Annotated in this window: 15 protein-coding genes and 1 pseudogene; 5 read left to right on the forward strand and 11 right to left on the reverse strand. The window is 69.1% G+C overall.

Annotation, left to right across the window (positions count from 1 at the left end; translation table 11 throughout):
- From dapB to dnaK, 3 genes are all read right to left on the reverse strand, one after another.
- Positions 1-571 (reverse strand): 4-hydroxy-tetrahydrodipicolinate reductase (gene dapB, locus EON91_RS12050; protein WP_292095071.1); only part of this gene is annotated, 571 nt, incomplete at its 3' end.
- Positions 568-1776, reverse strand: coding sequence for a molecular chaperone DnaJ (gene dnaJ / locus EON91_RS12055; protein WP_292095073.1), 1209 nt, complete (start codon positions 1774-1776; stop codon positions 568-570). The genes dnaJ and dapB, both read right to left, overlap by 4 nt.
- A gap of 169 nt (positions 1777-1945) precedes the next feature.
- A complete protein-coding gene (gene dnaK, locus EON91_RS12060) occupies positions 1946-3859 on the reverse strand; it encodes a molecular chaperone DnaK (protein WP_292095076.1) in 1914 nt (637 codons plus the stop codon).
- Between the two features lie 356 nt (positions 3860-4215).
- Between dnaK and EON91_RS12065 the strand changes: the two genes are divergently transcribed.
- Both EON91_RS12065 and EON91_RS12070 read left to right on the forward strand, forming a co-directional pair.
- The gene (locus EON91_RS12065) at positions 4216-4533 is read left to right on the forward strand and encodes a hypothetical protein (RefSeq protein ID WP_292095078.1); all 318 of its coding nucleotides are present in this window, start codon (positions 4216-4218) and stop codon (positions 4531-4533) included.
- Between the two features lie 108 nt (positions 4534-4641).
- The gene (locus tag EON91_RS12070) at positions 4642-5550 is read left to right on the forward strand and encodes a dienelactone hydrolase family protein (protein ID WP_292095080.1); all 909 of its coding nucleotides are present in this window, start codon (positions 4642-4644) and stop codon (positions 5548-5550) included.
- A 34-nt stretch (positions 5551-5584) separates the two neighbouring features.
- On the opposite strand, the gene grpE is transcribed toward EON91_RS12070, so the two are convergent.
- Genes grpE through EON91_RS12085 form a run of 3 tightly spaced genes read right to left on the reverse strand, consistent with a single transcriptional unit; the run spans position 5585 to position 7793 of the window.
- Positions 5585-6175, reverse strand: a complete 591-nt coding sequence (grpE, locus tag EON91_RS12075; protein ID WP_292095082.1) for a nucleotide exchange factor GrpE — start codon at positions 6173-6175, stop codon at positions 5585-5587.
- Positions 6172-7257: a heat-inducible transcriptional repressor HrcA gene (gene hrcA / locus EON91_RS12080; RefSeq protein ID WP_292095085.1), complete on the reverse strand. Its 1086-nt coding sequence runs from the start codon at positions 7255-7257 to the stop codon at positions 6172-6174. The genes grpE and hrcA overlap by 4 nt, the downstream gene beginning before the upstream one ends.
- Positions 7254-7793, reverse strand: coding sequence for a GNAT family N-acetyltransferase (locus EON91_RS12085; protein WP_292095086.1), 540 nt, complete (start codon positions 7791-7793; stop codon positions 7254-7256). The genes hrcA and EON91_RS12085 overlap by 4 nt, the downstream gene beginning before the upstream one ends.
- Positions 7794-7915: 122 nt before the next feature.
- Here EON91_RS12085 and rph point away from each other — a divergent pair, with 122 nt between their 5' ends.
- The gene (gene rph / locus EON91_RS12090) at positions 7916-8644 is read left to right on the forward strand and encodes a ribonuclease PH (RefSeq protein ID WP_292095088.1); all 729 of its coding nucleotides are present in this window, start codon (positions 7916-7918) and stop codon (positions 8642-8644) included.
- A 54-nt stretch (positions 8645-8698) separates the two neighbouring features.
- Complete coding sequence (locus EON91_RS12095) at positions 8699-9085, forward strand: hypothetical protein (protein ID WP_292095091.1); 387 nt, start codon at positions 8699-8701, stop codon at positions 9083-9085.
- Here the strand turns inward: EON91_RS12095 and EON91_RS12100 are convergent.
- On the reverse strand, positions 9082-10224 hold the full coding sequence (locus EON91_RS12100; protein ID WP_292095093.1) for an MltA domain-containing protein: 1143 nt from the start codon (positions 10222-10224) through the stop codon (positions 9082-9084). The genes EON91_RS12095 and EON91_RS12100 overlap by 4 nt on opposite strands.
- Positions 10224-10844 carry a TIM44-related membrane protein TimA gene (gene timA / locus EON91_RS12105; protein WP_292095095.1) on the reverse strand — a complete coding sequence of 207 codons (621 nt, stop codon included), beginning with the start codon at positions 10842-10844 and terminating at the stop codon, positions 10224-10226. The genes EON91_RS12100 and timA overlap by 1 nt, the downstream gene beginning before the upstream one ends.
- 234 nt (positions 10845-11078) lie before the next feature.
- Here timA and secB point away from each other — a divergent pair, with 234 nt between their 5' ends.
- The gene (gene secB, locus EON91_RS12110) at positions 11079-11585 is read left to right on the forward strand and encodes a protein-export chaperone SecB (protein WP_292095098.1); all 507 of its coding nucleotides are present in this window, start codon (positions 11079-11081) and stop codon (positions 11583-11585) included.
- Positions 11586-11622: 37 nt separating this feature from the next.
- Here secB and dnaQ read toward each other — a convergent pair whose 3' ends face one another.
- The 3 genes and pseudogenes from dnaQ to EON91_RS12125 form a co-directional block, all read right to left on the reverse strand.
- A complete protein-coding gene (gene dnaQ, locus EON91_RS12115; RefSeq protein ID WP_292095100.1) occupies positions 11623-12345 on the reverse strand; it encodes a DNA polymerase III subunit epsilon in 723 nt (240 codons plus the stop codon).
- A 5-nt stretch (positions 12346-12350) separates the two neighbouring features.
- On the reverse strand, positions 12351-12992 hold the full coding sequence (gene coaE, locus EON91_RS12120; RefSeq protein ID WP_292095103.1) for a dephospho-CoA kinase: 642 nt from the start codon (positions 12990-12992) through the stop codon (positions 12351-12353).
- Positions 12989-13381, reverse strand: a pseudogene (locus EON91_RS12125) (shikimate dehydrogenase); the annotation flags it as partial. The pseudogene EON91_RS12125 and the gene coaE, both read right to left, overlap by 4 nt.

Below are 13381 nucleotides of genomic sequence, written 5' to 3' on the forward strand. Positions count from 1 at the left end.
CGCCCGCCCGCAGCGAGGCGAAGCCGATCTTGCCGCTCTCGCGCGCGCCGGTGATGCCGTCATAGGGGGCCGTGCGCAGGTCTTCCAGATCGGCGCCGCGCCCGTTGGCGGCGGCTTCGCCCAGCATCAGGGCCGTGCCCGAGGGGGCGTCCGCCTTGCGCCGGTGATGGGTCTCCAGCACCTCGATGTCCCAGTCGCGCGCATCCAGCCGCAGGGCCGCATGCTCGACCAGGCCGATCAGGATGTTCACGCCCAGCGAAAAGTTGCCGCTCTTGACGATGGCGATCTTCTCGGCGGCCTTTTCGATCTCGGCCTCCTGTTCCGGCGACAGGCCGGTCGAGCCGATGACCAGCGCCGGTCCGCCCGCCTCGGCGCAGGCGCGGGCCAGATCGACCGAGGCGTCGGGCGTCGAGAAGTCGATGATGACGTCGCACAGGTTCAGGTCGACGCTCTCGCCCCGGTCGAACCGGGCGGCGACGACCACGTCCTCGCGGGCGTCCAGAACCGAAGAAACGGCGCGGCCCATGCGGCCCCGGGCGCCGGAGATGCCGGCGTGGAAGATGTCGCTCACGCGGTTTCCTTGGAGTTCTCGGCGTCGCCGCCCAGGATGTCGGCCCAGAACCGCTTGGCCTTGCCGGCGAAGCTGGTGTTGCGCGGGGTCTGGCTCTCGCCCAGCGAGGCGGCCAGTTCCTGCAGCAGCTCCTTCTGGCGGGCGTTCAGCTCGGTCGGCGTCTCAATGAACAGCTCGACCACCAGATCGCCGCGCTGGCGACCGTTCAGGTGCGGCATGCCCTTGCCCTTGATGCGGACGGTCTTGCCCGTCTGGGCGCCCGCCGGCACAGCGACCGAGGCCTTGCACCGTCCGTCGCACGCCTCGGACACCAGGCAGGGGGCATCAATTTCGCCGCCCAGGGCCGCGACCGTCATCGGCACCGGCACGGTGACCAGCAGATCCAGGTTGTCGCGCTCGAACAGTTCGTGCGGCTTGACCGACAGGAAGACGTACAGGTCGCCGCGCGGCCCGCCGCGCTGGCCCGCCTCGCCCTCGCCCGACAGGCGGATACGCGAGCCGTCGTCGACGCCGGCCGGCACCTTGAGGCTGAGCTTGCGGTTCTTGCGGACCTGGCCGTGGCCGTGACAGGTCGTGCAGGGGTCGGTGATCATCTCGCCCGAACCGCCGCAGCGGGGGCAGGTGCGCTCGACCTGGAAGAAGCCGTTGGCCTGACGCACGCGTCCGGCGCCGCCGCAGGTGTTGCAGATGGTCGGCTTGGTGCCCTTCTTGGCGCCCGAACCGTCGCAGACCTCGCAGGTCATTGTGGTCGGCACGGCGATCTCGATCTCGGCGCCCTTGTAGGCCTGCTCCAGGGAGATCTCGAGGTCGTAGCGCAGGTCCGAGCCCCGACGCGGGCCGTGCTGCTGCTGACGCCCGCCGCCACGGCCGCCAAAGGCGTCTCCGAAGGCGTCGCCAAACACCTGGCTGAAGATGTCGTTGATGTCGTGGAATCCCTGGCCGCCGCCGCGTCCGAACGGATCGCCGCCCCCGCCGCCGCCATTCACGCCCGCATGGCCAAACCGGTCATAGGCGGCGCGCTTCTGCTCGTCCGACAGGATCGAATAGGCCTCTGAGATTTCCTTGAATTTCGCCACCGACTCGTCCGAGCCGCCGTTGCGGTCCGGGTGGTGGGTCATCGCCAGCTTGCGATAGGCGGCCTTCAGCCCTGCGGCGTCGATCGTCCGCTCGACTTCCAGGATTTCGTAATAGTCACGCGTCGCCATCTGGCGTTCGTCCTCTTACTCGGCCGGTCGGTCGCCCCTCTGAATGGAGGCCTGGACGTTCCGGTTTGACCTGGCTGACATGGGCGCCCGGTCGAATGATGCAAGTTTCATGAAACGGCCCCGCCCGTCGTCTGACAAGCGGGGCCGTATGGTCACGACACGCGTTTCGTTACGCGTTCTTCTTGTCGTCGTCCGAATCCGAGACTTCCTCGAACTCGGCGTCGACCACGCCGTCGTCGGCCGGCTGGCCTTCAGCGGCGCCGTCTTCACCCGCACCCTGCTGGGCCGCGTACATCGCCTCGCCCAGCTTCATCGAAGCCTGGGCCAATGTGTTGGTCTTCTCGCGGATGGCTTCGGGGTCTGTGCCGTCCTTGGCCGACTTCAGGTCCGCCAGGGCGGTCTCGATGGCGGTCTTTTCAGTCTCGCCGATCTTGTCGCCGTGTTCGGACATGGCCTTTTCGGTCGAGTGGATCAGGCTGTCGGCCGAATTCTGGGCCTCGACCAGGTCCTTGCGGGCCTTGTCGGCCGCGGCGTTGGCCTCGGCTTCCTTGACCATCTTGTCGATGTCCGCGTCCGACAGGCCGCCGTTGGCCTGGATGCGGATCGACTGCTCCTTGTTGGTCGCCTTGTCCTTGGCGGTGACGTGGACGATGCCGTTGGCGTCGATGTCAAAGGCGACCTCGATCTGCGGCATGCCGCGCGGCGCGGGCGGAATGCCCATCAGGTCGAACTGACCCAGCACCTTGTTGTCGGCCGCCATCGGACGCTCGCCCTGGAAGACCCGGATCGTCACGGCCGACTGGTTGTCGTCGGCGGTCGAGAAGGTCTGGCTCTTCTTGGTCGGAATGGTCGTATTGCGTTCGATCAGGGGGGTGAAGACGCCGCCCAGGGTCTCGATGCCCAGGGTCAGCGGCGTCACGTCCAGCAGCAGCACGTCCTTGACGTCGCCTTGCAGCACGCCGGCCTGAACGGCGGCGCCCAGGGCCACGACCTCGTCGGGGTTCACACCCTTGTGCGGTTCCTTGCCGAAGAATTTCTTCACGGCTTCCTGAACCATCGGCATGCGGGTCATGCCGCCGACCAGCACCACTTCGTCGATGTCCGAGGCCTTGAGGCCCGCGTCCTTCAGCGCCTTGGCGCAGGGTTCGATGGTGCGCTGGACCAGGTCGTCGACCAGGGCTTCCAGCTTGGCGCGCGACAGCTTGATGTTCAGGTGCAGCGGGCCGGACGCGTTCATGGTGATGAACGGCAGATTGACCTCGTACTGGGCCGTCGAGGACAGCTCCTTCTTGGCCTTTTCGGCCTCTTCTTTCAGGCGCTGCAGGGCCAGCTTGTCCTGGCGCAGATCGACGCCCTGCTCCTTCTTGAACTCGTCGGCCAGGTAGTCGACCAGACGCATGTCGAAGTCTTCGCCACCCAGGAAGGTGTCGCCGTTGGTCGACTTCACCTCGAACACGCCGTCGCCGATCTCCAGGATCGAGACGTCGAAGGTGCCGCCGCCCAGGTCATAGACGGCGATCTTCTGGCCGTCGTTCTTGTCCAGGCCATAGGCCAGGGCGGCCGCGGTAGGCTCGTTGATGATGCGCAGGACTTCCAGGCCGGCGATCTTGCCGGCGTCCTTGGTCGCCTGACGCTGGGCGTCGTTGAAATAGGCGGGAACGGTGATGACGGCCTGGGTGACGGTTTCGCCCAGATAGGCCTCGGCGGCCTCCTTCATCTTGCCCAGGGTGAAGGCCGAAACCTGCTGGGGGGAATAGTCCTTGCCGTGGGCGCGCACCCAGGCGTCGCCCGTCGGGCCCTTGACGATGTCGAAGGGCACCATGCCCTTGTCCTTGGCCACCACCGGGTCGTCATAGTTGCGGCCGATCAGGCGCTTGATGGCGAAGAAGGTGTTGGACGGGTTGGTCACCGCCTGACGGCGCGCCGGCTGGCCGACGAGAATCTCGCCGCCGTCCTGGATCGCGACCACCGACGGGGTGGTGCGGGCGCCCTCGGCGTTCTCGATGACCTTGGGGTTCTTGCCGTCCATGACGGCGACGCACGAGTTGGTCGTGCCGAGGTCGATGCCGATAATCTTGGCCATGGCCTTGTCTTTTCACTCCATTCGGCGGGCGATGCGGCGGCCTTTGCAAAAAGCGCCGCGCGTGACCGCCCCCGGTTGCGGGATTGATGTCAGATCCGGTTGCGAAATCCCCACAGGACGCGGGGTTTCTCCGGCTGAGCCCGATATGGGAAAGTCCCCAAGCCCTGCAAGGCCTTGATGGGATTCGGAGTCGATTCCTCCTCGACCCGCCTGTTCAAAACAGACGATGCGAAAAACATCGTTCTGTGTAATCGTTTTTCCATGTCGGTCGCGGAAATGGCCGGGCCGACGGGGGAACTACACCATGAACCATATCAAGACCGGCGTCGCCACGCTCGGCGCTGTCCGGCTTCGCTGTGGCCGCCGCTTCGACGACCGTCGCGCCTGCGCCTGTTGTTCAGTCGCGCGACGGCTATGACCGTCACGTGACCATCCGCAACCGCACGGGCTGGACCATGCTGCGCTTCTACGCCTCGGACAGCCGGTCCGGTGACTGGGAGGAAGACATCCTGGGCGACGATGTGCTGGAGGACGGCGCCAATATCCGTATCAACATCGACGACGGCTCGGGCGCCTGCCTGTATGATTTCAAGGCCGAGTTCACCAACGGCCAGGAACTGGTCCGCGAGCGGATCAACGTCTGCCAGGTTTCTGAATACAGCTATACGCGCTGATCCGGCCCGCCCGTCGGGCGCGGGCCTCACGGCTTTCGTGACTCGACGGGCGACGCGGGCGGCGGCACTGTCCGGCCTTCAAGCGCAGCCGTGCAGGAGACAGACCGCATGACCGTCCTGATCCGTCCCGAAGGCCAGACCCCCGACGACCTCGCCCTGAACCGACGCACCGCCCTGACGGCTGGGGGGTTGGGCGCGCTCTTCTTCGCCGGCTACGCCCCGGCGGGCGCGGCCCAGGAGGCCCGGCCCGTCACCACCGACGCCCAGGGTCTGGTGACCGAGACGGTGACCTACGCCGCGCCGGACGATTTCGACCTGCCGGCCTATGTCGCCCGACCCGCGGGCGCCGGGCCCTTCCCCGTCGTGATCGTCGTGTCCGAGATCTTCGGCGTGCACGAATACATCCGCGACGTCTGCCGCCGCCTGGCCAGGGCCGGCTACGCAGCCGTGGCCCCCGCCTTCTTCAACCGGGTCGAGGATCCGGCCCCCCTGTCGGACATGAAGCGGGTGCAGGAGATCGTCGCCGCCGCCGGCTATGAACAGGTCATGGGCGATATCGCCGCCACCCTGGACTGGGCCAGCCGCCAGCCCTGGGGCAATGACGAAAAGGTCGGCATCACGGGCTTCTGCTGGGGCGGCAAGGTGGTCTGGCAGGCCGCCGCCCGCTTCGCCGCCATCGACGCCGGGGTGGCCTGGTACGGCCGCCTGCAACCCGCCGCCGACGCAGACGCCGCAGCCCGGTCCGCCGGCGCCCCCTGGCCGGTCGATCTGGCCGACGATCTGAAGGCGCCCGTGCTGAGCCTGTATGGCGGCCAGGATCAGGGCATTCCCCTGTCCAGCGTCGAGGCCATGCGCGCCGCCCTGCGCCGCGCGGGGGCCGAGAGCAGCGAGGTCGTGGTTTATGACGACGCGCCGCACGGCTTCCACGCCGACTATCGCGCCAGCTATCGCGCAGCCGACGCTGCGGATGGCTGGAAGCGCCTGCTGGCCCTGTTCGAGACGCGGTTGAAGGCCTGACCCGGGGTCAGACCTCCTTCACCCCAGGGCCTGCTCAGGCCTTGGCGTCATAGGCGGAGCCCGGGCCTGACCCGCCGTTGCGGGCGGCGACCACCACCATGGCGGCGCGCACGGTGCGGCCGAACAGCTCGTAGCCGGGCTGCAGGGTCTGGATCACGGCGCCGCCCGGCACGGTGTCCGACGGCTGCTCCATCATCGCCTGATGCAGATGTGGATCGAAGGCGTCGCCCGGTCCCGGCGCGACGCGCTTCAACCCGTTACCCTCGAACGCCGTCAGCAAGGCTTTCTGGGTCAGTTCCAGCCCGGTGACCAGACCGCCCGCGGCGCCGTCGGCGTCCTTGGGCGCGGCCTGCAGCGCCCGCTCCAGATTGTCGGCCACGCCCAGCAGATCCTTGGCGAAGCGCTGGATGGCGAAGGCGCGGGCGTCGTTCTGCTGCGCCTCGGCGCGGCGGCGGATGTTCTCGGTCTCGGCGGCGGCGCGCAGGGCGCGGTCCTTCCACTCGTCGCGCTCGGCGATCAACGCGTCGATCGGTCCCAGGTCATCCTGGGGGTCCTCCGGCGTCTCGGCCTGGGCGATATCCGCGTCGAGTTCAGTCTCGATGTCGTTATGGGGGGTGTCGGTCACGATTCCTGTCCGTCCAGCATCCGGCCCAGCACCCGGGCGGTATAGTCCACCAACGGTATGACACGGGCGTAGTTCAGTCTTGCGGGCCCGATCACGCCGATGGCGCCCAGCACCCGCTGGCGGCCCGACATATAGGGCGCCGCGATCACGGCGGAACCCGAAAGCGAAAAGAGTCGCGTTTCGGCGCCGATGAAGATGCTGACCCCCTGGGCCCCGGCGACGCCGTCCAGCAGGCCGATCAGCTGTTCCTTCTGCTCCAGATCGTCGAACAGCACCCGCACCCGGTCCAGGTCCTCGGCCGCACGCGCGTCCTGCAACAGATTGGCCCGGCCGCGCACGATCAGGGCCCGTTCGCGCTCAGCCCCGCCGGACCAGGCCGCGACCCCGTCCTCGACCAGTCGGGCGGCGGCAGTGTCCAGCTCGCGCCGCGCGACCTCCAGCTCGGCGGCCATCTCGCGCCGGGCGTCGGCCACCGACCGGCCCTTCATCCGTGCGTTGAGGAAGTTCGAGGCCTCTTGCAGGGTCGAGGGGGTGACCCCCGCCGTCAGCGGCATCAGCCGGTTCTCGATGGTCCCGTCGTCAGCGACCAGCACCGCCAGCGCCTGATCATGGCCCAGGGCGACGAACTCGACATGCTTGACCCCCGCGTCATGGGCCGGGGTGGCGACGATGCCCGCCCCGCCCGCCAGCCCCGACAGCAGGCCGGACGCCGCGTCCAGCGTCTCCTCAAACGAACGGCCGCCGGTCGCGGCCAGCCGGGCGTCGATCTCGCGCCGCTCTTCCGCGCCGATGTCGCCGACCTCCAGCAGACCGTCGACGAACAGCCGCAACCCCGCATGGGTCGGCGCCCGCCCGGCCGAGACGTGCGGCGCCCCCAGCAGGCCCGCCAGTGTCAGATCGTGCATGGTGTTGCGGATCGACGCCGACGACAGCCCCACCCCGCTCAGCGACAGCGTGCGCGATCCGACCGGCTCGCCCGTCTCCAGATAGGTTTCGACGATCCGGCGAAAGATGTCGCGCGCCCGGCTGTCCAGCGCGGCCAGACCGGCATAGGGGGTGGTGGTGAAGCCCGGCCCGATCATGCCGCCCCCCGCCAGTCCTTGCGATCCAGCCGATGCACCAGGCAGTCATCATCCCCGAACAGCCGCCGCCCCACGGGCGCAAAGCCCAGCCGCCGGTAAAACCGGTGCGCCTGCGTGTTCGAGGCCAGGGGATCGATCACCACGGCCTTCACCGCCGGATCGGTGAAACAGCGCTCCAGCGCCGCTGTCATCATGCGCGTGCCGAGACCCTGACCGAGGGCGTCCTTCGGCCCGATCCAGATATCGATGGCCCACAGGTTCGGCTCGATCTCTCCCCAGTAATGCTCCGCCTCCAGATGCGGATCGATCAGTTGCATCACCCCCACGGGTCGCCCCTCCAGCTCGGCCATCAGATAGAAGCTGACCGGTGACTGGGCCGCCAGCTCGGCCGCCCAGGGGACGCCGCCGAACGCAATTTCGGCCTGCGGGTCGTCGGTAGAGCAGGCGATGACGTGCGGCTCCCGGTCCCATCGGGCCAGGATGTCGGCGTCGGCGGCCGTCGCGGGTCGCAATGTGAGGGCGCCGGAGGAGGGCATGGATCGCCTGAATCGAAACGCGCGTCCGCATGGACGCGAACGCCTGCATCTAGGATAAGCGGCGACCGGCGCGGCGCAAGCGACGTCGCCCCTCATTCCTCGCCTTCCGATCAGGACGCCCCATGACCGCCACCGCCCGCCATTCCGGCCGCACGCCCCAGCAGCTCCGTCCAGTCACGCTGGAGATCGGCGTAAACCGCTATGCCGAGGGGTCGTGCCTGGTGTCGTTCGGCAACACCAAGGTCCTGGTCACCGCCACGGTCGAGGAGAATGTCCCCGGCTGGATGCGCGGCAAGGGCCAGGGCTGGGTCACGGCCGAATACGGCATGCTGCCCCGCGCCACCCACACCCGCGGCCGCCGCGAGGCCGCAACCGGCAAACAGACCGGCCGGACGCAGGAAATCCAGCGCCTGATCGGCCGTAGCTTGCGCGCCGTGGTCGATCTGAAGGCGCTGGGCGAGCGTCAGGTGATTCTGGACTGCGACGTCATCCAGGCCGACGGCGGCACCCGCACCGCCGCCATCACCGGCGCCTGGGTCGCCATGGCCTCGGCCCTGAACTATCTGCGCGACGAGGGCGTGCTGAAGGTCGACCCGATCCTGGACCAGGTGGCGGCCGTGTCGTGCGGAGTCTGTTCCGACCAGCCGGTGCTGGACCTCGACTATGAAGAGGATTCCTCGGCCGAGGCCGATTCCAACTTCGTCCTGACAGGGGCCGGCGACATCGTCGAGATCCAGGCCACGGGCGAAAAACGCGGCTTCTCGCGAGCGGAGTTCGACGCCCTGTTCGGCCTGGCCGACGCCGGTTGCCGGGAACTGTTCGCGCTGCAACGCGCTGCCTTGGGCAAGTAATCGGGGCCGGGCGACGACGCAGAGGTGGCCGCCGGTCAAACCGGAGGATATGCCATGCGTCTCGCCCGCCTGTTGCCGCTGCTGACGGCCGCCGCCCTGATGGCCTGTCAGCCCGCCGCCGAACCGGCTGTTCCGGCGTCTGAAACGCCCGTCGCCGCGCCCGTCATGCCGACCGACGCGCCGCCGCAAGAACCGGTTGATGAGGCGGCGCCGCTTCTGCAGCCCTCGCCCGCTCAACCGCCGGCCGCCGCCACGCCCTGCCGTGACCAGATCGGCGCCGCCGCCTCGGCCCGGCTGGTCGAGCGTTGCCGCATGGTCAGCCCCGCGACCCATCCGCCTTGCAACGCCGCCAATCCCTGCGCCATGATCCAGGAGCACATCGACTGGGCCTGCGCCAAATGGGGGCCGGGCGAGACGAAGCCGGCGGAGTGCGCGGCCTAACCCCTGGGGACCAGGCGCCACATCCGCAGGGGGTGGCGGACCGTTCCGGCCTCGTCGCCGGCGGCGTCGCCGCGGCCCATGTACAGGTCGGCGCGGACCGGGCCGCGGATGGCCGAGCCGGTGTCCAGCGCCATGACCAGACCGCGATAGCCGGACCGCGCGCCCCTCAGATTGCCGGCGTCGGCCTCGATCCAGGCGGCCTCGCCGTAACGCCACTGGCCCGGATCGACCGCCACTGCGCGGCGCGGCGGCAGGGGCACGCCCGCCGCCCCGGCCGGATGACCGGCGTCGTCAGGCGCGGTCGAGAAGAAGATGTAGCGCGGGTTCAACGCTGTAACCGCCTGCGCCTCCCGTCCGCGATGGGTGGCCAGCCAGGCGCGGATCGCCTCGCCTGACGTGCCGTTCTGCGGCAGCAATCCCTGTTGGGCCATCGGCCGGGCGATCCCCACGAAGGTATGCCCGTTGTCGGCCGCATAGGCGGCGCGCGTCCGGCCGCCATCCTCGAACGTCAGATAGCCCGATCCTTGAATCTGCATGAAGAACAGATCTTCGGCCCGCATCCAGCCCAGCACGGGGGCGGCGCCGACGGCGGCTCCCGCCTCGATCGCCGCGCGATCGGGATAGGGCGCGGTGGTTCCGTCCGCGCGGCGCTGTTTCACCCCGCCGTCCAATCGCACCAGATCGCTGGGGCGGCCCAGCACCGGCATATCGAACTCGGCGTCCGGGCGTCGACGCGCCGAATATTCAGGCGCGAAGTAGGCGGTCAGCAGGCCGGCGCCGCCATCCGCAGTGGTCACGGCCTGAACGGTGAAATTGGTCTCAATGAAAACGCGGGCCTCTGCGGCGTCCGGCGAACGCAAGGATCGGGCGCGCCCGCAAACCGCGCGGGCGGCCTCGTCGCGAGCCACGCCGCATCCCGCGACATAGGCGCCCAGCGCCGCCCGGTGATTCTCTTCATTCCAGCCGGGTAGCGTGGCGGGGCTGGCCCCCGTCATCGGCGCGGGACCCGGTCCGGGAACAGGCGCGGGCGGCGGGCCGGATGGAACGGGCAAAGGGGTGGTCGGCCGGGGGCCGCTGGCGCAGGCGGCCAGAACGGCCAGGGCCGAAGCGACGGCGACAGCCCGGATCAGCCGGCGCATCACGCGGCGGCGGGCTCGACCTTGGCCAGAACCCAGTTCGGGTCCGTGGCGCCCAGGCTGCGTTCGAACGTCCACAGTTCGGCGGTCCGACGCTCCTCGATCTGCTCCTCGCCGCCGCCGACGGGCTGGATGCGGCTGCGCAACTCGGCCAGGAAGCGGACCTTGGCCACGGCGCGGTCGCCCTCGGCGTCGGCCTTTTCCAGGTCGGCGCGGGGCGGATGCAGGAATTCGGCCTGTTCGGTTTCGCCGCGCGTCTCGCGCGCCGCAATGCCGGCCTCGAACGAGGTCATGACCGACGAGGTCAGCAGGGGCCGCAGCGTTTCCCGCTCGCCCGCCGCATAGCCGCGCACGATGGTCTCATAAGCCTGACGCGCGCCATCCAGGAAGCGGACGGGGTCGAAGGCCGGATCTCGCGCCCGCAGGCCGGCGATGGCGCCGAGCGTGGCGGAATCCAGGGTCGGGACACGGTTCGCCGCCTCGGCCGGGCCGGGCGCGGGGGGCTGGGCGCGGGCGTCCTCCTGCGGCTGGCGACCGACCTTCTTGCCCAGCACATTGTAGAGCTGGAACAGCACGACGGCCGCGATGACGGCGAAGATGACGATCTGGAACTGTACCGGCACGGAAGTATCCTGGCTGACGGAGGCGACGACGCCCCCTGACGGCGAACAACGCCGCCATGACGATTAGGGTCTCATATAGGGGCGTGCAAGCCACGGCGCAGGCCGGTGCGCCGCCTTGCCGCTGGGTCGGACCGCCCGGGCGTTGCCGGAACGGGGGTCGCATGATAGCACCCCCGCCTCACGGCCGCCGCATTCCAGCGCGGCCTCCACCCTTCAGACCACGGCTTTCCGTCCATGACCGACGCTGTCCCGCCCGCCGGCGAAACCAACGGCGCTACCGAAGGCCAACCGGCCGGCCCCGGCTTCCGCATCCTGGCCCAGTACGTCCGCGACTTCTCGTTCGAGAACCCCCGCGCCCCGGAAAGCCTGCGCATCGACGGCAAGCCCGCCATCGACCTGGGCGTCGAAATGAACGCCCAGGGCCGTCAGGACGGCCTGTTCGAGGTCGATCTGAAGCTGTCGGTCCGCGCCTCGCACGAGGACAAGGCCGTGTTCCAGATCGAGCTGGTTTACGGCGGTCTGTTCGCCCTGCACGGCGTCAACGAGCAGGACATCGAGCCGCTGCTGCTGATCGAATGCCCGCGCTACCTGTTCCCCTATGCGCGCGAAGTGATTTCGGGCGCGACGGCGGACGGCGGCTTCTATCCGCCCTTCATGCTGGACCCGATCGACTTCGGCGCCATCTACATGGCCCGCCAGGCCCAGATCGCACGCGGTCCGGCCGAAACCGGCCAGGCCTGAACCTTCTGATCCTCCCTCGCGGCGCGGGGGAGGATATTCAGGCCGCCGCGTCCTCGCCTTCGGCCAGGATGACGCCGAACGGCGCCCACAACGATCCATCCTTGATCTGCGCCTTCAGGAAGGCGACGTGCGCCGCCTGTTCTTCGGGCGTCGAGCGCGGCGCCAGCGGATTGGGCCGCACGCCATAGCTGACCGTCTTGATCGCCGCCGCGCCGCCACGCGCGCCGGTCAGGTCCAGCGCCCGCTCCTTGCCTCCGCGCAGCTCCAGATACACTTCGGCCAGCAGGCGGGCGTCGATCAGCGCGCCGTGCAGCGTCCGCTCGACCAGCGAGATCTTGAACCGCTTGCACAGGGCGTCCAGCGAGTTGGCCATGCCCGGAAACCGCTTCTGGGCCAGTTGCAGCGTGTCGATCCAGCGATCTTCACCCGTGATTGGATGGCCGCAGCGGCCGCATTCGTGATCGATGAAATTGCGGTCGAAATTGGCGTTGTGAGCGATGATCTGGGCGTCGCCGATGAATTCCATCAGGTCGTGTACGACCTCGTGAAACTTGGGCGCGTCCTTCACCTTGTCGTCGGTGATGCCGTGGACCTTGATCGCATCCGGCGGGATCAGCCGCTCCGGGTTCACGAACCGGTGGAAGGTCCGGCCGGTGGGCAGCAGGTCCTCGATCTCGATACAGCCGACCTCGATCAGCCGGTCGCCCGTCTTGGGGTCGAAGCCGGTGGTTTCCGTGTCGAGTACGATTTCACGCGCCATGGCCCTTAATGGGTCGCTTCGGCCGATTTCGGAAGACCACGGCGGGGCGGCGTCCACGATGGATCCAGAACTGTCCCCACAATGGCGCGCACCTGATCGCGGGCCGCGTCCAGCCCCGGACTGGTGTCGATGATGAAGTCCGCCCGGCGGCGTTTCTGGCCGTCCGGCGTCTGGCGCGCCAGGATGGCGTCGAAACGCTCGCGCGTCATGCCGGGGCGGGACAGCACCCGCTGGGCCTGGATCGCGCCGTCGGCCGTGACCACGACCACCGCGTCAACCACCGCCTCGCCGCCCGTCTCGAACAGCAGGGGAATGTCCAGCACGGCCAATTTGACGCCCTGCGCTTCGGCCGCCGCCAGTTCCTCGATCCGGCCGCGCGCGACCAGCGGGTGGACGATCTGTTCAAGCGTGCGAAACGCCGTCTCGTCCCGGCCCAGCGCCGCCGCCAGCCGGTCGCGATCCACCGCCCCGTCCACGATCACGTTGGGGAAGGCCGCGCCGATCGGCTGGACCGCCGCGCCACCGAGGGCATACAGCCGATGCACCGCCTCGTCGGCGTTGAAGATGACCGCCCCCTCGTCGGCGAACATCTGCGCCGTGGTGGACTTGCCCATGCCGATGGAGCCGGTCAGGCCCAGCACGATCATGCCGCCACTCCCGGATGGGCCAACAGCAGGCCGCGCAGGTCCAGCGGCGGCGGCGGCCGGCCGAATATCGCCTCGAACGACGGCCCCGCCTGTCCGATCAGCATGTCCAGCCCGTCCACCGTCGTCAGACCCAGTGCCTGGGCCGCCGCAAGGAACGGCGTGACGACTGGCCGATAGGTCATGTCCATGACCACGGTCCCGGCCGCCAGGTGCGCCAGATCGATGTCCGGCGACACGCTCAGGGCGTTGATGACGAGAGCCGCGCCCTCGAACGCGCCCGCCGTGCCCACCGCACGTACCGACGGGCCCAGATCGGCGGCCAGAGCCTCGGCCCGGTCCCGCGACCGGTTCAGGATCCGCACCTGAGCCCCCGCCGCCGGTGCTGCTGG

Source organism: Brevundimonas sp., from assembly GCF_004210735.1.
In the GTDB taxonomy this organism is placed as follows: domain Bacteria; phylum Pseudomonadota; class Alphaproteobacteria; order Caulobacterales; family Caulobacteraceae; genus Brevundimonas.